This window comes from Ilumatobacter sp. (assembly GCF_030065885.1).
Classification (GTDB): domain Bacteria; phylum Actinomycetota; class Acidimicrobiia; order Acidimicrobiales; family Ilumatobacteraceae; genus Ilumatobacter.
Genome location: NZ_JASJCS010000071.1, coordinates 1 through 21437, shown reverse-complemented (window position 1 = coordinate 21437; position 21437 = coordinate 1). Strand labels below are relative to the sequence as shown.

Below are 21437 nucleotides of genomic sequence, written 5' to 3'. Positions count from 1 at the left end.
CACCTTCCAGCAGCACCAGCTCGGCGAGCTGGTCGGCCGACAGCTCGGACAACCAGGCCTCGCCCGAGCCGACGACCGCGTCGGCGATCGCCCGCTTCTCGTCGATGACCTCACCGACCGCGCCTGGCGGATGGGGCAGCGCCAGACGGTCAACGTGCACAAGCTGGTCTGCCAGGGAACGGTCGAGGAGCGGATCGGTGAGGTCATCGACGAGAAGCGGGCGATCGCCGACGCGGTCGTCGGCTCGGGCGAGGCCTGGTTGTCCGAGCTGTCGGCCGACCAGCTCGCCGAGCTGGTGCTGCTGGAAGGTGGTGGCGCGTGAGCACCGCCTGCGAGACGTTCGGTCCGTTGCTCGATCGGCGCCGTTCGGAGGGGGCGGTGGGTGAGGACACCGCGCACGCGGTATCCGCTGTTGGATCGGCACGAATCGGAGGGGGCGGCGCGTGAGCACACCCCGCAAGCCGTACGGGCCGAACCCTCCCGGTCGCCTGTTCGCCACCATGATCAAGGTGCTCGCCGCCGAGCTGAGCGATCAGGGCCGGCTGGCGCGGGGCAAGCGGTACTGGGCCGACGACGCCGTGGTCGACATCGTCGTCGGCCACGGGGCCGTCACGGCCGAGGTGCAGGGCGGGCGGGCCGAGCCCTACGTCGTCACGATCGAGGCGGCAGGTGGCAGCGGTGTGCCGTCGAAGCGCGAGCTCTGGGTGCAGTGCACGTGTCCCGACGACGCCGGTACCGGCACCGAGGCGTGCAAGCACGCCGTCGCTGCGATGTTCACCCTGTCCGACGAGGTGGCCATCGAACCGACGCTCGTCGACCGGTGGCGGCACAGCGCGCGGCCGGCGCGCCAGGTCGACGATCCGGTCGGTGATCCGACAGGTGGGGTCGGCCCGGCCGGTGGGGTCGGCCCGGTCGGAGGATCGACTGCCGCCGAAAGGCTCGCCGACCGGCGGCGCCAGCGCGACGACGCCGACGGCGGTCGGGTCGCCGACGTGATCGAGCTGCACCCGCGAACCGATCCCGAGGCCGAGGCGATCTCGATGCTGCTGCGCGCACCGGACGCGGCCCGGCTCCCCGACCTGCCCGACGTCGACGAGCTGCAGCACGCCGGGCTTCGCGACCCGCTGCTCGCCGACGTGCTCGACGACGCGCTCGATCACCTCGGCATCCGGTGGGAGTGAGTGCTCGCGGTCAGCTGAGTCGCGACGCGACCTCGCCGGCGATCAGGTCGAGGTGGTCGAGGTCCCCGAGGTCGAGGATCTGGAGGTAGACCCGATCGGCGCCGGCATCGACGTACCGACGGATCGTCGCGGCGGCCTCGTCCGGCGACCCGGCGACACCGTGCTCCCGAAGCTCTGCCGGCTCGCGATGGATGGCGGCTGCACGCCGCTCGATCTCGGCCTCGTCGCCGCCGACGCAGGCGACGAGCGCGATCGAGTAGATCAGCGAGTCGGGGTCGCGGTCGTTCGCCTCACAGGCCGCCCGAACCGTCGCGAGCTGCTCGGTGAACCGCTCGACCGGCGCGAACCCCATGTTGAACTCGGCTGCGTAGCGGGCCGCCAGGCGTGGTGTCCGGACCTTGCCACCGCCGCCGACGATGATCGGCGGCCCGCCCGCCTGCACCGGCTTGGGCAGCGCGGGGGAGTCGGTGACGCCCCAGACCGCCCCGTCGTACGTGAACGTCTCGCCGTCCGGCGTGTTCCACAGCCCGTGGATGACCGCCATCTGGTCCTCGAGGCTGTCGAAGCGATCGCCGAGCGACGGGAACGGAATGCCGTAGGCGGTGTGCTCCGCCTCGTACCAGCCCGCGCCGAGCCCGAGCTCGACTCGCCCGTTCGACATCTGATCGACGCCGGCAACCGAGATCGCGAGCGGACCGGGCATCCGGAACGTCCCGGCCGTGACGAGCGTGCCGAGCCTGATCGTGTTCGTGTCGCGCGCCAGGCCGGCGAGGGTGATCCATGCATCGGTCGGGCCGGGGAGCCCGGAGACGTCACCCATCTTGAGGTAGTGGTCGCTGCGGAAGAAGGCGCCGAAGCCGAGGTCCTCGGCGCGCCGCGCGATCGCGAGGAGATGGTCGTACGTGGCACCCTGCTGCGGTTCGGTGAAGATGCGGAGATCGGCGAGCTGCATGCCGCCGAACCTAACGCGATCGCGCGGGCTGCGATTCTGTGGCAGTCATCTGGACGTGGGGTGTCGTGTTGTCTGCCGCAGAGTTGGGTCGGGGTCTCTGTGGCAGTCATCTGGACGTCGGACGTCGTGTTGTCTGCCGCAGAGTCCCGAGCGACGGCCCGCGGCACTACGGTCGGCGTCGTGAGCGAACACGGCGAGCTTCCCGAGCTGACCCCTCCGCTCGACGCGTTGCGGGCCCACGTGCTCGAGCACTCGGTCAAGCGCGGTGAGTTCACGCTCAAGTCCGGCGCGACGTCGACCTGGTTCCTCGACACCAAGCAGACCGCGTGTCGCCCGGACGGCATCATCCTCGTCGCCGACGCGATGCTCGAAGTGATACCCGAGGATGCGACGGCGATCGGCGGGCTGACGATGGGCGCCGACCCCGTCGCGTTCGGCGTGGCCGCGATCGCTGCGACGCGCGGCCGACAGCTGCGCAGCTTCAGCGTGCGCAAGGAGGCCAAGGGACACGGCGTGACCGGCCGCCTGGCGGGCGCGCTCGAGCCGGGCGACCGCGTCGTGATCACCGAGGACACCACCACCCGCGGCACGTCCCTGATGGAGGCGGTCGACATCGTGCGCGAGTTCGGCGCCGAGCCGGTCCTCGTCAGCCTGATCGTCGACCGTGGCGGCACGTGCGCAGCGATGTGCGAGGCGGCGGGCGTCGCCTACGCCCCGCTGCTGACCGCGCCCGACCTCGGCTTCGGCTTCGGCACGTGAGTGCGCACCCCGACTCGTGCCAAGTCCACCAACGTGTGCGCTGTTCGCGAGCCCCAGCAGACCGCCGGCCTCGTTCCCGCGTCCTCGAACGTGCACACGGCACATCTCTCGTCGTCGCGCCTCGCCGGTGGCATGCCGGGCCCGGCGCACCACAGGTCAGGGTCGCCGGCCACCGCTAGCACGAGTCGATGTCGCACACTCGCCAGGAGTTGATGCGGACCCGATCATCGATGTCGTCCTCGTACGGCCGATACTCGACGACCGCCCGAATCGTCGTCTTGCCGCGCTTGTAGGCATTCGAGGTGAGCTGGATCTTGGCGGTGATCGGGCTGGTCGGAACCGAGATCTCGAAGTTCGTTGCCGACGCCGACGACTGCAGCTTCAGCCGTGCGACGATCAGACCGCCGAGCAGCTTCTGGTCGGCGGTGTTGGTCGCGTTGCCGAACTCCATCTCCGCGAGCGGTGCGTACACCAGGGCGTGGGTGGCGATCTCGCGGTTGTTGCCCTCCCGGGTGTAGATGATCGTGTCGAGGCTCGTCGGCGCGGGCGCCGTCAGCGTGCTGAACGTGCCGGTCCCGCCGTCGCCGTCGGCGTTGCACCAGTACCCGTCCTGCTCGCCGGGAATCGTCTCGAACTCGATCGCCTCCGGTGTGCCGTTGCCGTTCGGGTCGGGGTCGCACAGCGCCTGGATGCTGACGTAGTCCGTGCCTTGCTGCAGCGCGTGGACCTCCAGCGCCCCCTGTTGCCGAACCACGATGTGCGACCCGCCGGTGAGGTAGAACGTCGCGCCGTACAGCCCCAGGCTCTCGTCGTCGTCCTGCACTTGCAGGCAGCGGTTCGTCTGCCCGCCGATCTCGTTGTCGCTACTGACGAGCGGGTTGACGCCGCCCGCCGTGACGACCGAGCTGACGACCTCGAAGGTCTCGTTGCCGGCCGGCAGGTCGACCAGGTACACGCCGGACCGGAAGTAGGAGTCCCGGTTCTGCACGTCGGGTGGCGTGATGTAGCGGCCCGGCTCGAAGACGCGGCACCCGCCGGCGCCAGAGATGTCCTGGTACGAGCCGTTCGGGTCGGTCAGCGGCGCCGCGCCGTCGCGGATCGTGAGGGTGGTCAGGTCGGGCACCTCGGGGCTGTCGAACAGGTCGGTCCACGGCACGGTCACGCAGATGGGCCCGAAGATCAGTTCGGGCGAGAAGACGAGGTCGCCGTCGCTGACAGGGGCCAGCTCGTTCGGCTTCTTGGAGCTGCACGGCACGGTGCCCGAGCTGTCGTAATAGAGCAGCGGACCGTTCTCGATGCGCACCGCTGCGTTGAGTGCGAAGGACGTGTCCTCGACCGTGGACATGAAGACGGGTCCGCCGAGCACCTTGTCGACACTCGCGCCGCCCGCCGAGAGCAAGAGGGCGTCGGTGCTGGACAGCCCCTCGCCGGTCATCACCGCGGCGTACGCTGCGATGCCTTCGAAGCCGTTCGTGACGCGCTCGCAGACGACGGCCGCGGTCGCGTCGTTGAAGTCGGCGTCGACGCCGGGGAGCACCGCCTCCTGCGTGTCGAGGATGCAGCCCGCGTTGCGCAGCTTGAGCTGGTCGATTGCGTAGCGCATGCCGGCGTCGGCGGCCGAGAGTCGGTCGCTGCGGTCCTCGGCGACCCGACCGAACCGAAGACTGGCCGCGGAGTAGCGGGCGATGCCGACGACCACGAGCGCCAGGACGATCGTGATAACGAGCGTCAGGGGCAGTGCAGACCCGCGATCGCGATGGGGTTGGGGCGACTGCTGGCGCATCACGGGAAGAACTGGGTCGGGTTACGAGAACCGGTTTGGACGATGACCTGCTCACCGCTCTGGGCCGTGAGCGTCAGGTCGATCGACTCGACGTCGGAGCTCGGATCCAACGGATCGACACGGTTCAAGGCCAGGATCGGCGGTGAACCCGGCTCGAGTCCCGAGGTGAGGTTCTGCTCGTGGGCCGGACCGAACGCTGCGGCGCCGGACCGTGAGCACGTGTACCGCACGACGCGGGCCTCGTCGCCATCGACGACGTATCGATAATTCGCCACGAACGTCTGTGTCGTGAAACCCGCCTCGACCCATCGCAGGTGCAGCACGTTGGTCCCAGCGCCACCGCAGCGATTGTTCGTGCCGGTATCGGTCGGATCGATGTCGATCCCGCCCTGCGAAGTCTCCGGCTGGAACCGAGGGGTCGACGTCGTGTCGTGGGACAGCCACGTCGCCAGGCCCCGCGTCGAACGGGCATCGTTGATGCGGATCTCGGTGTCGGGTGCCGTCCTGACGATCACCATGAAGGCGGTCGCCATGCCGGCGACGATGACGCTCAGCAGCGAGATGACGAGGAGCGTCTCGATCAGCGTGAAGCCGTCGTCGCTGCGGCCGTCGTCCACGGTCGTCATCACCCCTCGTTCTTCACCATCTGGAGTGTCTTGACGATCTCGCCGCTCGGGTTGCGAGCCTCGATCGTGACCCGTTGGGTGTAGAGCGGGCTGTCGAGGTATCCACTGCCCTCGAAGCAGTACGTGGCATCCCACTCGAACGGGTCCGAGGATGAGGCTCGACCCAGGTATTCCACGTTCGTGACGGCGATCGTCGCCCCCGAGGAGACGGGCCACTGGTTCGGTCGGGCCGCGCTCTGTGCGTAGGTGCTGTAGGTCGACACCGGGTCGGTGGCGCTGTCGCAGGGGACGCGAGGCTGGCGGTAGACCTCGTCCGAGGCTGCCTGCAGCCACGCGAATGCGATCGCGTGGTCGCGGTCGATGGCCGCCGCCTTGGTCGTCGTTCGCATCGCGACGAGCACGGTGACGACGACGATGCCCATCAGCGTGATCGCCACGAGCATCTCGATCATCGAAACGCCGCGGTCACGTGTGGTCGCGCTGGGACGAGCGGTCACACCTCGTGTTTCGGCGGCGGATCGCCGACCCTGAGCAAGCTTTGCGAAGGCTTGGGGCGAGCAACGTTATGGCATCAATATTTGATCAACATGGCCTCCGCCGGGATCGATTGCTGACGAACACGGCACGTTGTCATGACAGGAGGGCTTCACTGACGAGGCACTCGGTGAGGTGCAGCGTCGACGGGATGCGCACCACCCGCCGCGGCTCGCCCGGCGCCCGCCCGCACATCGAGAGCGCCGCCTTGATGCACGACTCCTCGTCGGGCAGCACCATGGGCAGGCGGCTGCGGCGCATGCCCGCCGGCCCAGCCGTGAAGCAGTTGACGTAGGTGGTCCGGAAGTCGACCTTGTTGGCGAGCGACGCCGGGATGAAGTCGGCGAACCCCATCCCGTTGGCGTTGCCCCCGGTGATCTCGGTCAGGTCGAGCAGCACGATCGAACGCACGGTCGGTGACGGCAGGTCGTCGAGGCCGTGCACCCAGAACCGGCCGGTGACGTTCGGGTCCATGCCCGGCCCCGAGATGTCCTTGCCGGCCCGCTCGACGATGAGCACGTCGATCTCGTCGAACGGCAGCGCCGGCACGAGCGTCCGGGCGAAGGCGGTGAGCTCACGCTCCGGTTCGCCACCGACGCCGTCGGCCGTGAGACCCTCGACGCGGACGACCTCACCGGCAGCCGATTCGACCGATGCGATCCCCCCGAGCAGCCGCCCGGTGGCGCGGAGGGCGTCGACGGCGGTGACCAGCCGGCCGGACATGAGGTCGGGCGTGGCGGCGTGGAACCGTGCGGCCCCCGGCTGCTTGCCGAACCCGACGATCGCCATCTTCGTGCAGCCCGACTCGATCGGGCCGTGGAACGACGTGTGCGGCTTGACCCGGTTGACCGGCAGGATCCGGTCGGCAGCGGCCGCGTTCGCATCCAGCGGCACGGGCTCGCCGTCGGGCGTCCGGGCCACGACGACGGTCTCCATCGACGAGCGGATCTCGGCGCCGATCGCCTCCTCGGTGATGCCGAGCGACGCGAGCATGGCCTGCTGGCCCTCGGCCGTGGCTCCGCCGTGCGAACCCATCGCCGGCACGACGAACGGTTCGGCGCCGAGCTCGCGCAGCGCAGCGATCGTGCCGCGCAGCATCTCGACCCGCCCGGTCAGCCCTCGTGACCCCGCCCCGACGGCAATCGTCGTGGCATGGGCGACCTCGCCCGTGAACGTCTCGACCGTTGCGGCGCGGGCGGCTTTCTCGACGTCGTCCACGACGGGCGGATTCGGCACGTCGAGCCGGTACGGGTGCAGCTCGGGAATCGTCAGCTCGGGATCGAACGGCAGCTCGACTCCGCGGGCCAGCTCCTCCCATGACACGAGCGGAGCCTAGGTCAGGCGCTACTCCGGAGTGATCTCGGTGACACGTCGACTGAGCACGGCGTACTCGGTGTCGGTTCGGTAGGTGATCAGCGTGCGCACCTTCGTGGTGCCCTCCTTGGTCGCCGTCACCGTGAGCTCGACGTTGGCCGTCGACGGCTGGGTGTCGACGCGGATCACGAAGTTGTTGGCCTGCGCGGAGGCGCCGGCACTCAGCTCTGCCACGACCGCCCCGCCCGTCAGCGCCGCGACCGCATCGTTGGCGATCAGGTCGAACTCGAGCCCGGCCTGGGGCGCCCAGACGAGGCCCTGGATCGAGAGCTGCTTGTTGGTACCGGAGTTCGACAGCACGATGCGACCGTCGCCGGTGATCGTGCTGGCCAGGGCCCCGGCGTCGGCGGCGTCCAGCGCCTGCAGGCCGACGTTGTAGGCGCCTTGGGCGCGGCCGGAGATCTCGAGCGCGGAGTTGTTGGTGAGGTCGATGTTGCTGGTGCCACCCATGAAGAACGCCGCCCCACTCTGGTCGGCGGCGGAGTTCCAGGCGTTGCGGCACGGGTTGGTTGCGTACGTGTCGCTGTTCTTGTATCCCGGGATGCCGGGGCCGATACTGCCCGGGTAGCCGGCGAGCACGAACGTGTTCGCGAGCTGCCAGGTGCCGATGTCGTCGAAGAAGTAGTCGCCGGACTCGAAGTAGTTGTAGCTCTGATTCGCGAGCTGCGGTGGCGAGGAATAGCGGCCGGCGGGCCAGATGTAGCAGCCGTTGGCGTCGGGCGTCGGCGTCGTCGACGCCTGCGGCGTGAGCGCGGCGACCGCTGGAACCGGCGGCTTGCGCGAGCCGAACAGCGTGAACCAGTCGTCGGTGAGGCACTTGGTGGTGTAGCCGGCAGGCGTGATGGTCAGCTGCGTCGGGAGGTCGACGTCAGTCGCCGGGCAGGTCGGGTTGCTGTACCAGAGGTCGCCGTCCTTGAGCGTCAGCGTCGCCGAGAAGTCCATCGTCTGGTTCGGCGCGTTCGCGCGAGGCGTGCGCGCCAGGTAGACCGGGCCCTCGAACACCTTCTGGGCCTGCGGTGAGGAGCCACCGTTGGTGATCTCGAGCAGCGGCCCGGTCTGTCCACCGTCGCCGGTGATGATGACGGCGAACGAGTCGACGGCGTTGACCTGGCCGCCGACCACTTGGCACGTGATCGACGGGTCGATGTCGTTGACCGTGTCGCCCAGCGGGTAGGTGTACCCGCTGGCGCCGAGGGCCGTGATCGTGCACGGCGACGACCCCCGGTCGATCGCCTCGAGGGCGTTGTCGGTCGCGCCGTCGGCTGCTGCGAGACGATCGGCGGAGGCCTCGACGACCTGGCCCTGGCGAAGGGTGGCTGCCGAGTACTTCGCGACGCTGATCACCACGAGCGACAGCACGACGACGATCACCAGGACGAGCGGCAGCACCGTGCCGTGGTCGCGTCGGATCCTCACGGCACCACCGCCACGGTGTGCGTGTCCTCTGGCAGACCGTTCGCGCCCTGTCGCAGCGTGAACTCGAAGCTGGTCTCCGCCGCGTCCCAGGTGTAGGCGTTCTTGTCGATCGTGACCGACGTCAAGCCCCCGAACGCGATCGCCTCGGGCGTCATGTTGGCGTCGTTCGGCATCGGGTCGAACGTGACGACCAAGGGGGTGCAGTTGCCGTTCGTGGTGATGTTGATCGTGAGGTCGTCCTGCAGCCTGCCGTTCGGCCTCAGCGAGATCGTCGACGGGTCCGTCGGGGTCACCGGATCGAACGACGCCGTGCAGGTCGGCAGCGTCGTCGACGTGGTCGGGGTGGGGACGTTGAAGACGAACACCGAGACCGTGCCCTCGTTGGAGAGCGCCGACGACGTGTCGGCCACCTTGTAGAAGAACTCGTACGTGCCGTTGTTGATCGCTCCCAGGCTGGTCAGCGCCTGGACGTCGATGTCGAGCCCGGCACCGATGGTCAGGTTGAGCTCGGGGTCGGCGACGATGTCGGGCGCCGAGATCGCGATGCTGTCTCCGTCGGGGTCGACGGCCGGCAGGGTGATCGTGAACGGAGCGGCGTCGAGGTTGATCGTGACCCACATGTCGTAGGCGATCGGTGCGCTGTTCGGTGCGGTCGTCGTGGTCGTCGTGGGTGGCAGTGTCGTCACCACGTTCGCGGTGTACACGTCGAGACTGAGCAACTCGCGCTGCGTGACCCCGTCGTCGTCGACCACCCGCACCTCGAACTGGAGGCCACGGACGCCGGGCATGCCGTTCGCCATCGTGGTCGGCTCGAGCACGATGTCGACCGGCGCGGGCTGCTCGGACTGCGTGCCGCCGGGGATCTTCTGCAGCGGTGCCGTCATGTTGATCGCGGTCGCAGGCCCGCCGAGCAGGCACGAGTACCGGACGATCGAGCCGATGTCGGCGGTGTCGTCGACGAAGCGGTAGTTCACGACATAGGTGGTCGCACCCTCGGACCACTGCAGCTCGAGCAATCCTTGGGACGCGGGGACGGTGCCGCTGTCACATCCGGTCGGGTTGTCGCCCCTGCTGAAGCCCGATTCGGACGTCGACCCGACGTCTTGCGGGAGCCAGTTGGTGAGGTTCAGCAGCGAGCGGGCATCGTCGACTCGATTGGCGCTGGCAGGTGTCGTGCGAGCGATGACGACGAACGTGGCGGCCAGCACCGCACCGATGACCGCGATCATGGTGACGACCACGACCACCTCGATGAGCGTGAAGCCGTCGCGCGGCGAGCGATCCACCGGTGCCGTGTTCACGGGTTCGCTCCAGGGCGGTCGCGCTTGATGACCTGCACCGACTCGATGATCTCACCGTCGGAACTCGTGACCTCGATCTGAACGCGTTGCTGCCGGAGCAGCACGTCGTCGTAGCACGTCGTCTGCGAGCCGAACGCGACGAACTGCGATCCGTCCCAGACGTCGGGGATCCCGACGGTCATCGTGGCGCCGGCGAAGCCGAACGGCCGAGTGGCCTCGGCGTCGACGGCCAACTGGTAGTTCGACTGGATCTGTGGTCCGGAGAGCGGCACGGAGTCGCATTCGCCGTAGTTCTGGTCCTCGATCACCTCTGCCGCGGACTGGAGCCACTGCTGGGCCTTCGAGTGGTCGCGCTCGAGGCGCGTGCCGATGATCGTCGCGCGGAGCGCGGCGAGGGTGGCGATCACGACGAGCCCGGTCAGTACGATGGCGACGAGGATCTCGACGAAGGTGGCACCGCTGTCCGCCCGCGTTCGTGAGCGGGCGCTGTGCTCGCGTTCGTGGCGTGTGGTCTCGTGGTCGCTCTGCATGACGCGTGGTGTGCGCGGTGCTGCGTCTCCCGCTCGGTGCCGGAAGCCCGCCTCCCGACTGATCTCGATCGTACCGCGCCGTCGGCCGTCGTGTCGTGGGCGGCGCCCGCTTTCTGTGACCGATGACATGGGACTTTCACCCATGGTGGCCGTCCGCACGCGTGGCGTATGGTCCCTTCATGGAATCTTTCTGGAGGGCCACCGGGGTCCAGCTGGGCAAGCACTGGAAGATCGTGATGGGTGTCGTCATCGTGATCACGGCGGTCTTGGCCATCGGACTCACGAGAAACGACTTCGCAACAGGTCAGGACAGCTACCTGAACCCCGACTCGCAGATCGCGATCGACAACGTCGAGTTCCAGGACAACTTCGGCGGTGAGACGGTCATCTTGCTGTTCTCCGCGCAGGAGGGCAACGACGTCTCCGATCTCTACGCCGGCGCCAACCTCGACGAGTTGCGCCGCCTCAACGTCGAGCTCGCCGGCGTCGACAACGTATTCTCGGCGATCACCCCGCTCACGTCGCTCACCTACAGCGATGCGCTGCTCTCGGGCGCCGGCCAGGCGGCGCTGCTCGCCGCACCTCAGCGCGACGAGGCGGGCAGTGCGGCCCGGGGCGACAACATCACGATGAGCCTCGCCCGGCGCGGCCTGATCCCCACCGAGGAGCGATTCCTGGACGACGCGGTCGGCGGCGTCGAGCCCAACCCCGAGTACGTCGACCTGCTGATCTTCGACAACACCGGGTTCGAGATGGTCGACGGCGAGCCACAGCCGCCCGCCGACGACGCAGACCGTGGCATCCGGCTCTCGCTCGCCAGCACGTTCCCGAACCAGCAGACCGCGGTCGGCGGCGTCGTGCTCGACGGCAACCTCAGCCTCGACGACCAGTCGGCGGCGACGGAGGACCTCCTCGCGATCCTCGAGACCGCATCGTTCGAAGGGTTCGACTTCACGGTCACCGGCTCCCCCGTCTACCTCAAGGAGATCAACGACTACCTGCAGGGCGGGATGCTCACGCTCGGCGCGATCGCGATCGTCGTGATGATGGTGGTGCTGGCGCTCATGTTCCGGGTCCGCTGGCGCCTGCTGCCGCTGCTCGCCGTGCTCGTCGGCGTCGTCTGGACGTTCTCGTTGCTCGGCCTCATCGGGATCGACCTGTCGCTGGTGACGATCTCCGGGCTGCCGATCCTGATCGGGCTCGGCATCGACTTCGCGATCCAGATCCACAACCGGGTCGAGGAGGAGGTCGTGCTCGACAAGGAGGAGCACCCGATCGCCGAGACCGTCGCCAACCTCGCGCCGCCGCTCATCGCCGCGACGCTCGCCGGCGTCGTCGCGTTCCTCGCGTTGCAGCTCTCCCGTGTGCCGATGATCCGCGACTTCGGTGTCCTCCTCGCGATCGGCGTCATCATCCTCGTCGCCGTGGGCATCGTGCTGCCGGCATCGATCCTCGGGATCCGCGAGTGGTCGGCGCCGACCGAGAAGCGCGGCCCGTCGCTCGTCGAGCGGGTGGTCGTCAAGCTCGGCGGCCTGCCCACCAGGGCCGGGCTCGGGTTGCTGCTCCTGTCGGTGTTCCTGTTCGTCGGCGGCGTGCTCGTCGAGGGGCGGATGAAGATCGAGTCCGACCCGATCAAGTGGATCGATCAGGGCAGCGAGGTCGTCAAGGACGTCGACCGGCTCGAGGAGGAGACCGGCTTCGCCACCACGCTCGGCGTGGTCGTCAAGGCCAACAACGTCTTCGACCAGGACGTCATCGACCTGATCCACGACTTCACCATCGCCGCCGAGGAACGCGAGCTCGTCGTCTCCTCGTCGAGCTACGTCAACACGCTCGGGAAGATCATCAAGATCCCGGGGGCGACGGTCATCCCACCCTCGGAGGAGGACATCGTCAGCGCATCGACCGACGCGGCCAGCCGAACACCCGCGATCGCGCGGGCGCTGGCGTTCCCGCCGCCACCCGAGCCGCTGCCGGACGACTACGACCCGGCCGACTACGTCCCGACGGCCGCACAGGTCAACCTGCGGATCGCGGAGGCCGGGCTCGAGGAGCGGGCGGTGCTCGTCGACGATCTGAAGGACGACCTCGACGCCCGTATCGCCGCCCTCGAACTCGACGCCGACAGCATCCTGCTCACCGACCTGCCCGACGGTCAGGATGCCGTCAGCGCCACCCCGGCCGGTCTCGCCACGGTGGGTGTCGGCCTGCTCGAGAACCTCTCGTCGAACCGGGCCGAGCTGACCTATCTCGCACTGTCGCTGGCCGCGCTGTTCCTGCTGCTCCGCTTCCGGAGCCTGAGTCGGGCGCTGCTCGCGCTCGTGCCGGTGTTCCTCGCGGTCGGCGCGTCCACGATGATCGTCGCGCTGATCGGGATCGAGCTCAGTCCCCTGACCACGGTGTCGGGCCCGCTCGTGATCGCGACCTGCACCGAGTTCTCGGTGCTGATCTTCGGGCGCTACCTCGAAGAGCGCGAGAGCGCACTCGAGCCTCGCGACGCCAGCGACACGGCCGCTGCCCGTACCGGCCGGGCGTTCTTCACGTCGGCGGTCACGACGATCGGCGGCTTCGCGGTGCTGGTCGCGTCGCCGCTGCCGCTGCTGCGCGACTTCGGGCTGATCGTGACGCTCAACGTCGCCATCGCCCTGTTCAGCGCCCTCGTGTTGATGCCGCCGATGATGGTCTGGGTCGACACCAAGGGTTGGCTCGGCACCGAGTCGCAGGAGGACCCCTCGGCGGCGGTCAAGCTCGCGGCGCCGCTCCCCGGCGACCAGACCGTCGCCGCCGGGGTCGGCCTCGTGGCGTTCGTCGGTGCCGTCGGCGCCGTGTACGCATCGGCCGACACCGGCACCGGCGAGTCGTCGGAGGTCGCGTTCGCTGCGGTGCCGTTGCCGACCACGACCACCACGTCGACGACGACCACCACCACGACCACCACGACCACGGTGCCGGCGCCGACCACCACACTGGGGGAGGGCGAGGAGCCGCCGCCGTCGACCGAGTCGACCGCGGCACCCGAGACCACCGAACCGGCGGGCCCGGCGATCGATCCCGCCGGCTTCCCCGACACGGCCCCCGAGACGACGTTCGGTCCGGCCCTGCACGACCTGCTGACCGCCGAAGGGGTGGCCGGCAACGCCGCCCACTGCACGATCGTGACGGCGTTCGAACGTTTCGAGGGCGGCGAGGCCGCACTCGTGCCGCTGCTGCTGGCGTCCGATCCGGCCGCGCTCGACGTCGTCATCCAGGCGGGCACCGACTGCGGCGTCGACCGCACCCAGCTCGACGCGGCCATCGCGGCCGGTACCGGCGGCTGACGGCGAGCGCCTCCCCGGGTTCCGATCGCGTGAGCTTCTTGCGGCCATAGTGCGCAAGAAGCTCACGCGTTGCGGCCGCCATTGGCGACGGGTCACGCGGCCCGCTGCCTGCGACGTTCGGCGATGATGTCGACGAGTTCGCGGATGGTGTCGTCGAAGCGCTCGCGCAGTTCCACGTCGGTCACGCGGTCCACGTCCCAGCCGACGCGGCGCAGCTTCCGATCGCGCCCCTTGTCGCGCTGCGCGTCCAGACGGCCTCCGTGCCACGTCACGTGATCGATCTCGACGGCCCATCGGATGTCGGGCAGCGCACCGTCGCAGTGGATGACGACGCCGTCGGGCAGCCGAATCGGGTGTTGGCGGACGATGCCGCGAACGCCGCTCGCCTCGAGGGCGTTCAGCACGATCAGTTCGAGCCCTGAGCCAGCGGGGCGTTGCCATGCCTCTCGCTGGCTCAGCACTCGATTGACTCGCGCCAAGCCGGGGCGCCCCCGATGATTCAGCCGTCGACGAGTCCGCCACAGCGCAGGCACGGTTGCGTGATGGTCGAGCACCCATTCGGTGAGCCGCTCGAAGCGTTCGTCGGTCATGTCGCGGGCGCAGTCGAACCACGCACGCGTCGGGCTCGCCACACGAATCCCGTCGGGCCGCAGCGTCCAGTCCTCTGGCTCGAGCACGTTGGTGCGTCGGATCAGCACGCCTCGGTTCAGCGGCGAGCGGTCGTGTTCGACGAGCACGATCGGTTGCTCGACGTGTCGGATGTGACGGAACTCCCACAGGCGGCCGGCGGCGACGCCCGTGACGACTGCTGACGGATCCGCGATGCTGGCGGCAGCGCACCGCGAGAGGAAGGTCTCCTTCGCTGATGCCAACCGGTACACGCGGCTGTGACAGATGACGAGAGCACCCTTCGACACCAGCCGGCGGATCGAGTTCGACGTGAAGCCGTCTCGGATCAACTCCTCCACGGTGACCACGCCGTGGCGATTCGAGACGGTCCGGGCGAGGGTCGGGGACAGATGTGGCATCTCACGGCCTCCACGGTGAGGTTGGTGGGGGAATCTGGTGCCCGATCCGGCCGTCGCCGCACCTGCGAACCTACTGAGCGGGTGTCACGGCCGGTCGCTGCGACCCTGCCGAACCCCTCCCACGAACGCGTGAGTCCCATGAACGCGTGAGGAATCTGCGGACATAGTCCGCAAGAACCTCACGCGTTCGTCTGTTCGTCGGCTCGCTCGCGTGGGGGAGGGGAGTGCTCCCCATTCCGACGGCGGACGCGCGTCCTTACGGTGACGGACACCACCGACCAACAGCGTCGGCGAACACCAACCGTCACGAAAGGACACCCCATGAGCAACTTCACCGGCATGGACATCAACCAGGTGCGAGTGCTGTCGCGACAGCTCCAGACGCGTGCTGACGAGATCCGCACCATCACCCAGCAGCTCACCGGCCAGCTGAACTCGACGCCGTGGATTGGCCCCGACCGAGAGCAGTTCCACGGTGAGTGGACCGGTCAGCACACCGCCGCCCTCAACAGCGTCGTCGCCGGACTCGAGCAGGCGTCGCAGACCGCGATGCGCAACTCCAACGAGCAAGAGCAGGCGTCGAGCCGCTGATCGCGGCCGCCATCGACTCGAGACCGACACCATGTCCATCGTCGGAGCAGACATCGCCGCCCTCCGCGGGTTCGCCTGGTCCCTGCGGCGCCGCAAGCAGGAGATCGAGGCCACGCGCCAGCGGCTGGCGGCGACGGTCGAGAACCTGCCGTGGACCGGCAGCGACCACGATCGGTTCGTCGACGAGTGGCGCCGGGTGCACAGCCCCGGCCTCATGCAGCTCACCGGCGAGCTCTCCAACGCCTCGAACGAGGCCTACTACCACGCCAACCGTCAGGAGCAGGCCTCACGACGCTGGTCGTAGCCCAACGGAGACGACGCCATGCCAACACCCAGCACCCCGACCGGCGCAGCCGTGCTCGGCGCCGACCCCGACGAACTCGATCGAGCCGCGAGCCGACTCCGCGCCGCAGCCGACGAGCTCGACGGGTCGTCGGCGTCGCTGACGGCCACCCTCCGCTCCGTGGCCTGGGTGGGCGGCGTCGCCACCCGGTTCACCGGGCACTGGCACGGCAGCCATCGGCCCCGCGTCGCATCGACCTCGCAGTTCCTCCGGGAGGCTGCCGGCGGTCTGACCGCCAATGCCGCCGAGCAGCGCGCGGCGAGTGCGTCCGGTCGATCCGCAGCGCCCGGCCCGGCGGCGACACCCGGCCCGACGACGGCGCCGGCCGGCGACCACCGCGACACCGCCGACGACCTCGAGCGCCGCCTCGGCCAGGTCGAGGCGACGCTCGGCCAGCTGGGCACGGCCCGCGCGGACCTCGCCACCGTCGCCGACCACCTCCGGCAGCTCGCCGAGCACGGCGCCGCCGACCGCATCATCGATCTCCTGAACGACGACACGTTCGTCCAACTCCTGAAGACCGCCGAGGTCGCCATCGACGCCGGCGAGTTCGTCGTCGACCTCCTCCAGGACGTCGTCGACCACCCCGAACTCCCGCTCGACGAACGCATCGTGCACGCGCTCGCCGACGCCTCGTTGCGCTTCGGCGTGGAGGAGGGCATCGAACACGGCGTCACCTTCCTGACCGCCACGGTCACCACCGCGCTCGTCCCGGCGTTCGGAGCCCTGCTCGCTCCGGTCGTCAGCCGGGTCGCCGGTGAGCTCGCCGGTGCGCTGGCCGGCGAAGCGTTCGAGGCGCTCGACGACGCGGTCGACGTCGTCGACTGGGGAGCGGACCGTGCCGTCGACGTGTATCAGGACATCAAGGACAGCCTCGGCCTGCTGATCGACGTCGGCGCGGCCGCCGTCGACGTCGCCGGCAGTGCGGTCGACCTCGCCGGGGACGCGGTCGACTGGCTCGACGACCGCGCCGGCGACCTTGCGGACGCGGTCGACGACCTCGCATCCGACGTCGGCGGTGCCGTGCTCGGAGGGCTCGGAGGGCTCGGAGGGCTCGGATCATGGCTGGGCGGATGAGCGAACCGATGAGCGCACGAACCTTCCAGCCCGCTGCGACGTTCACCGCCAGCCGTCGCGACCTGGCCGGCGACGACGCGCTGCTCGGCGCGGCGGAGATCGCACGGACCGTCTGCAGGCGAGCGTCGCAGCGGGTGAGCCTCCTCGCCGTCACCCCGGACCGCATGCGTCGAATCGACGGCTGGATCACCGACGATGCGTTCGTCACCCACGCGGTCAGCCCGTCCGACGACGATCCCGTCGTCGGCTCGGTCAGCGCCGGCCGGGACGCTGCCGACCTCGTCATGGCGATCGCCGACTCGCTCGCCGGCGGGCTGCCTCGGTCACCTGCCACCGCTCCCGTCGAGGCGGTGCGGCTCACGGCGCTGTCCCCGGTGTCGCTCGGTCCGGGCATCGACGCCGTGCTCGTCCTGTCGTTGACCGGCGGCGGCAGCACCGAACGCTGGGCCGTGGGATCGATCGCGCACGGATTGGTCGCCGGTCGCGTCGACGACCCGGCGACGCCGTGCGACCTGCATCCGACCAGCTCCGCCGAGCTCGAGGCACTCGTCGGGCGGCTCCTACGCCGCCCGACCAACGACCAGGAGGGATCACCATGACCATCGTCGGTGCGGACGCCGGCGAGCTGCAGCGCGCCGCCCACGACCTCCGACTCGCCGCGGACGAGCTCGACGGGCATGCCACGGCCCTCACGTCACAGCTCCGTTCGGTCGCCTGGATGGGCGGCGTCGCCTCCCGGTTCCTCGGGCACTGGAACGGCACCTACCGCCCTCGGATGGGCGGCACCGCTGCGTACCTCCGAGAGGCCGCCGTGCAGCTCGACCGCAACGCCGCCGATCAGCTCGCGGCGAGCGCCGTCGGCAGTGGAGCAAGCTCCGGCGGCGTCCTGATCGGTGCGGGTGCGGGTGCGGGTGCGGGTGCCGGCGCGGTTGGTCTCGGCGGCGGGCCGGGCGCGTTCGGCGACGTCGTCGACGGGGTCCTCGACGAACTGCTCGACTTCTTCGGTGGTGACCTCGTCAACCTGTGGAGCGGTGGCGACGACGGCTTCCCGCTCGGCCAGCTGGGTGCCGGGTTGCTGCGCGTCAGCCGGGTGACGTCCTGGCTGCTCAACGGTGCCGACCCCGACCTGATCCCGCTGTTCAACAACGGCCGCATCGGCCTGGCGCTGGCCAACGCACTCGAACGGGTGCCGGCACTCGCCGGCATCGGGCGGTGGCTGACGTCGCCGGGTGCGAGCACGTTGCTCAAGGGGCTCGGCGTCGCCGGCGGCGTGATCGCCACCGCCGACGGCATCCACAACATCTGGCAGCAGGGCAACCCGATCACGGCGTTCCAGGACGAGGGCGCCGGCTACGTCGCCGACTGGGCGAGCACCGGCTTCGCCGCCTCGACCACGGCGTTCCTGATCGCACCCACCCCCGTCACCGCCGCACTCGTGATCGGCACCGGTCTCGTGTGGGCGGGCGCGGAGATCGTCGACCACTGGGACGACATCACCGCGTTCGCCCACCGGGCCTGGGATGCGGGCACCGAGTTCCTCGGCGACGCCTGGGACGTGGGCTCCGGTCTCCTCGGCGACGCCTGGACCACCGGCTCGGATCTCGTCGGCGGCGCCTGGGATGCCGGCACCGGCTTCCTCGGCGATACCTGGAGCACCGGCTCGGATCTCGTCGGCGGCGCCTGGGACGCGGGCACCGGCTTCCTCGGCGACGTGGGCGGCGGGGTCACCGGCTTCGTCGGTGGGATCTTCGGCTGACCCGGCACCCGTCCGACGACCTGCACGGCGACCAGAAACGACCGACACACGAAGGAGACGTTCATGCATTACGACCCGACCCGCAAGCGACTGACCGCGTCCCACGACGAGCTGCGCCGGCTCGTCCGGCTCGTCACCGGCCTCGACCCCGCCGACACGGCGCCACCCGAATGGGTCGAGGCCGGCCTCGTCGCCGACGGAACGGTGCACCCGACGGTGGCTGCGCTCGCCGTGACATCCGTGGCCGGTGACCGGGCGGTGGCGATCGAGCGGCTCGCCGGCCCGAGCGTCGTGCCCCTGATGGTCAGCTGGCACCGCTCGGGTCGGGCCACGCTGACCGAGCACCGGCCGGACGACGCCGGCGACGGCACGCTGACGATCACGGCGACGCACGTCGAGCTGTTGCCGCAGCTCCTGCTGCAGGCGGTCGGCCTCTCACCGGATCTGCCGGTGTCCGGACGGCCGGCGATCGAGACGACTGCGGGGGTCGTCGACGATGCGATCGTCTCGCTGGCCCGCGACCGCCGCGTCACCTCGATCGCCGCCAGCGCCGATCTGTCCGCCGTGCTCGAGCACGCCGAGCACGTCGTCCGAGCCACCGGCAGCTGGCAGGGCGGTGAGTCCGACGAGTCGATCACGTTCATCTGTGCCGGATCCGAGGGCGTGTGGCTCGTCGATCGAGACGCCCTCGACGACGACGCGCGCCAGACCTCGATCACGGTCGCGCCGAGCACGGTCGTCGACGTAGCTGCGAGACTGGGTGACGTGGTCACCGGCCGCCGTTCCCGCCCCGAGCAAGCAGCCTGACGAGCCGCGAATGGCCGCTCCGACGCCGTCCGCGCCCCTGATGGCGTACCGCGATCAGCCGTTCGGCCCGCTCGAGATCGTCCGCACGCCCGAACGGATCAGCGCGGTGGCACCCGACGGCGCCACCGTCGAGATCGAGGCTCCCGCAGGTGATCGCGCGGCGATCCGAGACCTCCTCGCGCCGGGCCTCCCCGTCCTGCTCGACGGTGCACCGATCGCCACCCTGCGTCAGACGAGCCACGGCTGGCGCCCGTCGACGCGAACGATCGGCCTCGAGCCGGCGGCCGGTGCCGGGCTGCCGTCGGATGCGTTCTTCAGGGTCCGAGGTCTCATCACCAACCACATGACGCTCGAAGCCACCCACCAGGTGCTGATCAGCGTGCCCCGCCCGCACGCCCTCAACCGGATCCGCCGGCTGGTGGTCGCCGACGGCGTGCCCGACCGCATGGTGCTGATCTACGCCGCGGTCGCCGATCGCCTGCTGCCTGCCGTGCGGATCTGACGCGGCCGCCACCCGTCGGTGTGGGCGCGCTGCCACACTGGAGGCCATGAGCAACCCCTACCCCGGGGTTCCGGCGTCGGGCGAGCGCTGGAACGTCAACATGCCCGCCGTGATCGGCGTCGTGTTCGTGTTCCTGGTCGGCGTGATCGTCTGGGTGCTGGTGAGCGGCCAGGACGGCGACGACGACGCGGCCGCGCCGAGCACGACATCGGCCGAGACCGTCCCTGTGTCGGATGCAGCGGGGACGACGACACCGGCGCCGATGCCGAGCGTGCCGCCGAGCACCGATGCGGTCGCGGCCTCGACAGCACCGAGCTCGACGTCGACGACGACGTCGAGCACGCCGAGCACGTCGAGCACCTCGAGCACGTCGACGACGTCGAGCACCTCGCCGACGACGGTGCCGGTCACCGCCGCCGAGTCCGCCGGCCCCGATGCCGTGGCGGGTGATCTCGGCGTGCCGGGCCAACCGATGTCGAAGCCCGGCTGCGACGGGAGCTACATCACGGTGCTGGCATCGGCCATCGGCACCGAGGCGAGCGCAGTCGGGATCGGCGACGTGCTCGACGCGTACCCGGGCTCGAACTACCTGCGGACCGACCAGACGTGCCCGTCGCTGACGCCCGACGTCGACGGCGAACCGATCTACGTGGTGTTCTTCGGCCCGTTCGCGTTCGACTCCGACGCCTGCTCGGCCCGCGCCGACGGACCCGAGGGTGCGTACGCCCGCATGCTGAGCCAGGACGTCGGGCCCGACCACACCGTCGCCTGCGCCTGAGCCGCGCACACCCGGGCGGCGGTCGGGCGGAGGTCGGGCGGGGAGTTGTCCCCATTCCGGTCGCCGGCGTGGGGCGGCACCATGGAACGCATGCCGAATCGTGCCGCCGTGGCACCCGACCAGCGAGGCGACGCCACCACCGTCCGCCCGGGCGCGCCGCGCCCGGTCGAGCGTGCGCCGATCGACACGACCGTCGGTGTCCTCGGTGCCGTCGCCTCGTCACGGGGTCACCGGCGCGCCGTCAACGAGGACGCCGCGCTCGTCGGGCCCGATTGGTATGTCGTCGCCGACGGCATGGGCGGCCATCGCGCCGGCGACCTCGCGAGCGCCGTCGCCATCGAGACCATCGCCCAGGCCGGACGTCCGCGATCGGTCGACGAGGTCCGTGCCGTCGTCGAGCGTGCCCATGACGCCGTCGTCTCGCACGCCCGCGCCGAACGCGCCGACGGGATGGGAGCGACCGTGGTCGGCGCCACCGAGATCGACACGGGCACGGGCCCCGTGACCGCCGTCTTCCACGTCGGCGATGCGCGGTGCTACCACCTCGCGGGTGGGCGTCTGACGCTCCTGACCGAAGACCACTCCTACGTGCGGGAGTTGATCGCGGCCGGTCGTCTGGCACCGGCCGACGCGACGACGCACCGGCACCGCCACGTCGTCACCCGCGCGCTCGGCGCCGACGGGCCGGTGCAGCCCGACATCGTGCTCGTTGCGGGCCGGGCGCGACTGCTCCTGTGCTCCGACGGGTTGTGGGGCGAGCTCACCCCGCAGACCATCGGACG

23 protein-coding genes are annotated in these 21437 nt (G+C 70.0%); 13 read left to right on the top strand and 10 right to left on the bottom strand.

Features of this window, described 5'->3' with window-relative positions; translation table 11 throughout:
• The first annotated feature begins 154 nt into the window (after window positions 1-154).
• Both QNJ12_RS15185 and QNJ12_RS15180 read left to right on the top strand, forming a co-directional pair.
• Window positions 155-322, top strand: a complete 168-nt coding sequence (locus QNJ12_RS15185; protein ID WP_300623778.1) for a hypothetical protein — start codon at window positions 155-157, stop codon at window positions 320-322.
• Between the two features lie 121 nt (window positions 323-443).
• Window positions 444-1181: a hypothetical protein gene (locus QNJ12_RS15180; RefSeq protein ID WP_300623776.1), complete on the top strand. Its 738-nt coding sequence runs from the start codon at window positions 444-446 to the stop codon at window positions 1179-1181.
• 10 nt (window positions 1182-1191) lie between these two features.
• Here the strand turns inward: QNJ12_RS15180 and QNJ12_RS15175 are convergent, their stop codons facing one another.
• Window positions 1192-2133 carry an LLM class F420-dependent oxidoreductase gene (locus QNJ12_RS15175; RefSeq protein WP_300623774.1) on the bottom strand — a complete coding sequence of 314 codons (942 nt, stop codon included), beginning with the start codon at window positions 2131-2133 and terminating at the stop codon, window positions 1192-1194.
• A 180-nt stretch (window positions 2134-2313) separates the two neighbouring features.
• Between QNJ12_RS15175 and pyrE the strand changes: the two genes are divergently transcribed.
• The gene (gene pyrE, locus QNJ12_RS15170; RefSeq protein ID WP_300623772.1) at window positions 2314-2892 is read left to right on the top strand and encodes an orotate phosphoribosyltransferase; all 579 of its coding nucleotides are present in this window, start codon (window positions 2314-2316) and stop codon (window positions 2890-2892) included.
• 175 nt (window positions 2893-3067) lie between these two features.
• On the opposite strand, the gene QNJ12_RS15165 is transcribed toward pyrE, so the two are convergent.
• The 7 genes from QNJ12_RS15165 to QNJ12_RS15135 form a co-directional block, all read right to left on the bottom strand.
• Window positions 3068-4678 (bottom strand): hypothetical protein, encoded by a 1611-nt coding sequence (locus QNJ12_RS15165; protein ID WP_300623770.1) that lies wholly within the window; start codon window positions 4676-4678, stop codon window positions 3068-3070.
• On the bottom strand, window positions 4675-5301 hold the full coding sequence (locus QNJ12_RS15160; RefSeq protein WP_300623768.1) for a prepilin-type N-terminal cleavage/methylation domain-containing protein: 627 nt from the start codon (window positions 5299-5301) through the stop codon (window positions 4675-4677). The genes QNJ12_RS15165 and QNJ12_RS15160 overlap by 4 nt, the downstream gene beginning before the upstream one ends.
• Entirely contained in the window at window positions 5301-5798 is a 498-nt protein-coding gene (locus tag QNJ12_RS15155; protein ID WP_300623766.1) for a prepilin-type N-terminal cleavage/methylation domain-containing protein, read from the bottom strand. The genes QNJ12_RS15160 and QNJ12_RS15155 overlap by 1 nt, the downstream gene beginning before the upstream one ends.
• A gap of 133 nt (window positions 5799-5931) precedes the next feature.
• A complete protein-coding gene (locus QNJ12_RS15150; RefSeq protein ID WP_300623764.1) occupies window positions 5932-7158 on the bottom strand; it encodes a hypothetical protein in 1227 nt (408 codons plus the stop codon).
• A gap of 21 nt (window positions 7159-7179) precedes the next feature.
• Window positions 7180-8625 (bottom strand): hypothetical protein, encoded by a 1446-nt coding sequence (locus QNJ12_RS15145; protein WP_300623762.1) that lies wholly within the window; start codon window positions 8623-8625, stop codon window positions 7180-7182.
• Complete coding sequence (locus QNJ12_RS15140; RefSeq protein ID WP_300623760.1) at window positions 8622-9926, bottom strand: prepilin-type N-terminal cleavage/methylation domain-containing protein; 1305 nt, start codon at window positions 9924-9926, stop codon at window positions 8622-8624. Before QNJ12_RS15140 ends, QNJ12_RS15145 begins: the two co-directional genes overlap by 4 nt.
• Window positions 9923-10456, bottom strand: coding sequence for a hypothetical protein (locus tag QNJ12_RS15135; RefSeq protein ID WP_300623758.1), 534 nt, complete (start codon window positions 10454-10456; stop codon window positions 9923-9925). Before QNJ12_RS15135 ends, QNJ12_RS15140 begins: the two co-directional genes overlap by 4 nt.
• 179 nt (window positions 10457-10635) lie before the next feature.
• On the opposite strand from QNJ12_RS15135, the gene QNJ12_RS15130 reads away from it, so the two are divergent.
• On the top strand, window positions 10636-13773 hold the full coding sequence (locus tag QNJ12_RS15130; RefSeq protein ID WP_300623756.1) for an MMPL family transporter: 3138 nt from the start codon (window positions 10636-10638) through the stop codon (window positions 13771-13773).
• A gap of 92 nt (window positions 13774-13865) precedes the next feature.
• Here the strand turns inward: QNJ12_RS15130 and QNJ12_RS15125 are convergent, their stop codons facing one another.
• Window positions 13866-14801: a hypothetical protein gene (locus QNJ12_RS15125; protein ID WP_300623754.1), complete on the bottom strand. Its 936-nt coding sequence runs from the start codon at window positions 14799-14801 to the stop codon at window positions 13866-13868.
• A 321-nt stretch (window positions 14802-15122) separates the two neighbouring features.
• Between QNJ12_RS15125 and QNJ12_RS15120 the strand changes: the two genes are divergently transcribed.
• The 7 genes from QNJ12_RS15120 to QNJ12_RS15090 all read left to right on the top strand — a co-directional run bounded on the left by QNJ12_RS15120 (window position 15123) and on the right by QNJ12_RS15090 (window position 19877).
• A complete protein-coding gene (locus tag QNJ12_RS15120; RefSeq protein ID WP_300623752.1) occupies window positions 15123-15392 on the top strand; it encodes a hypothetical protein in 270 nt (89 codons plus the stop codon).
• Window positions 15393-15423: 31 nt separating this feature from the next.
• On the top strand, window positions 15424-15696 hold the full coding sequence (locus QNJ12_RS15115) for a hypothetical protein (RefSeq protein ID WP_300623750.1): 273 nt from the start codon (window positions 15424-15426) through the stop codon (window positions 15694-15696).
• An 18-nt stretch (window positions 15697-15714) separates the two neighbouring features.
• Window positions 15715-16812: a hypothetical protein gene (locus tag QNJ12_RS15110; protein WP_300623747.1), complete on the top strand. Its 1098-nt coding sequence runs from the start codon at window positions 15715-15717 to the stop codon at window positions 16810-16812.
• A gap of 8 nt (window positions 16813-16820) precedes the next feature.
• On the top strand, window positions 16821-17411 hold the full coding sequence (locus tag QNJ12_RS15105) for a hypothetical protein (protein WP_300623745.1): 591 nt from the start codon (window positions 16821-16823) through the stop codon (window positions 17409-17411).
• Window positions 17408-18568, top strand: a complete 1161-nt coding sequence (locus QNJ12_RS15100) for a hypothetical protein (RefSeq protein WP_300623743.1) — start codon at window positions 17408-17410, stop codon at window positions 18566-18568. The genes QNJ12_RS15105 and QNJ12_RS15100 overlap by 4 nt, the downstream gene beginning before the upstream one ends.
• A 63-nt stretch (window positions 18569-18631) precedes the next feature.
• Window positions 18632-19375, top strand: coding sequence for a hypothetical protein (locus tag QNJ12_RS15095; RefSeq protein WP_300623742.1), 744 nt, complete (start codon window positions 18632-18634; stop codon window positions 19373-19375).
• Between the two features lie 10 nt (window positions 19376-19385).
• Window positions 19386-19877 carry a hypothetical protein gene (locus QNJ12_RS15090; protein WP_300623741.1) on the top strand — a complete coding sequence of 164 codons (492 nt, stop codon included), beginning with the start codon at window positions 19386-19388 and terminating at the stop codon, window positions 19875-19877.
• 57 nt (window positions 19878-19934) lie between these two features.
• Here the strand turns inward: QNJ12_RS15090 and QNJ12_RS15085 are convergent, their stop codons facing one another.
• On the bottom strand, window positions 19935-20288 hold the full coding sequence (locus QNJ12_RS15085) for a hypothetical protein (protein ID WP_300623740.1): 354 nt from the start codon (window positions 20286-20288) through the stop codon (window positions 19935-19937).
• Between QNJ12_RS15085 and QNJ12_RS15080 the strand changes: the two genes are divergently transcribed.
• Both QNJ12_RS15080 and QNJ12_RS15075 read left to right on the top strand, forming a co-directional pair.
• Window positions 20278-20655 carry a hypothetical protein gene (locus tag QNJ12_RS15080; RefSeq protein WP_300623738.1) on the top strand — a complete coding sequence of 126 codons (378 nt, stop codon included), beginning with the start codon at window positions 20278-20280 and terminating at the stop codon, window positions 20653-20655. The two genes, QNJ12_RS15085 and QNJ12_RS15080, sit on opposite strands and share 11 nt — an antisense overlap.
• Before the next feature lie 90 nt (window positions 20656-20745).
• Window positions 20746-21437 (top strand): protein phosphatase 2C domain-containing protein (locus tag QNJ12_RS15075; protein WP_300623737.1); only part of this gene is annotated, 692 nt, incomplete at its 3' end.

What these genes read in the sequence shown, in the direction of transcription:
- QNJ12_RS15175 (WP_300623774.1), bottom strand. Translation starts at nt 2,133, where the DNA reads ATGCAGCTCGCCGATCTCCGCATCTTCACCGAACCGCAGCAGGGTGCC.
- QNJ12_RS15160 (WP_300623768.1), bottom strand. Translation starts at nt 5,301, where the DNA reads ATGACGACCGTGGACGACGGCCGCAGCGACGACGGCTTCACGCTGATC.
- QNJ12_RS15135 (WP_300623758.1), bottom strand. Translation starts at nt 10,456, where the DNA reads ATGCAGAGCGACCACGAGACCACACGCCACGAACGCGAGCACAGCGCC.
- QNJ12_RS15130 (WP_300623756.1), top strand. Translation starts at nt 10,636, where the DNA reads ATGGAATCTTTCTGGAGGGCCACCGGGGTCCAGCTGGGCAAGCACTGG.
- QNJ12_RS15125 (WP_300623754.1), bottom strand. Translation starts at nt 14,801, where the DNA reads ATGCCACATCTGTCCCCGACCCTCGCCCGGACCGTCTCGAATCGCCAC.
- QNJ12_RS15120 (WP_300623752.1), top strand. Translation starts at nt 15,123, where the DNA reads ATGAGCAACTTCACCGGCATGGACATCAACCAGGTGCGAGTGCTGTCG.
- QNJ12_RS15115 (WP_300623750.1), top strand. Translation starts at nt 15,424, where the DNA reads ATGTCCATCGTCGGAGCAGACATCGCCGCCCTCCGCGGGTTCGCCTGG.
- QNJ12_RS15110 (WP_300623747.1), top strand. Translation starts at nt 15,715, where the DNA reads ATGCCAACACCCAGCACCCCGACCGGCGCAGCCGTGCTCGGCGCCGAC.
- QNJ12_RS15105 (WP_300623745.1), top strand. Translation starts at nt 16,821, where the DNA reads ATGAGCGCACGAACCTTCCAGCCCGCTGCGACGTTCACCGCCAGCCGT.
- QNJ12_RS15100 (WP_300623743.1), top strand. Translation starts at nt 17,408, where the DNA reads ATGACCATCGTCGGTGCGGACGCCGGCGAGCTGCAGCGCGCCGCCCAC.
- QNJ12_RS15095 (WP_300623742.1), top strand. Translation starts at nt 18,632, where the DNA reads ATGCATTACGACCCGACCCGCAAGCGACTGACCGCGTCCCACGACGAG.
- QNJ12_RS15090 (WP_300623741.1), top strand. Translation starts at nt 19,386, where the DNA reads ATGGCCGCTCCGACGCCGTCCGCGCCCCTGATGGCGTACCGCGATCAG.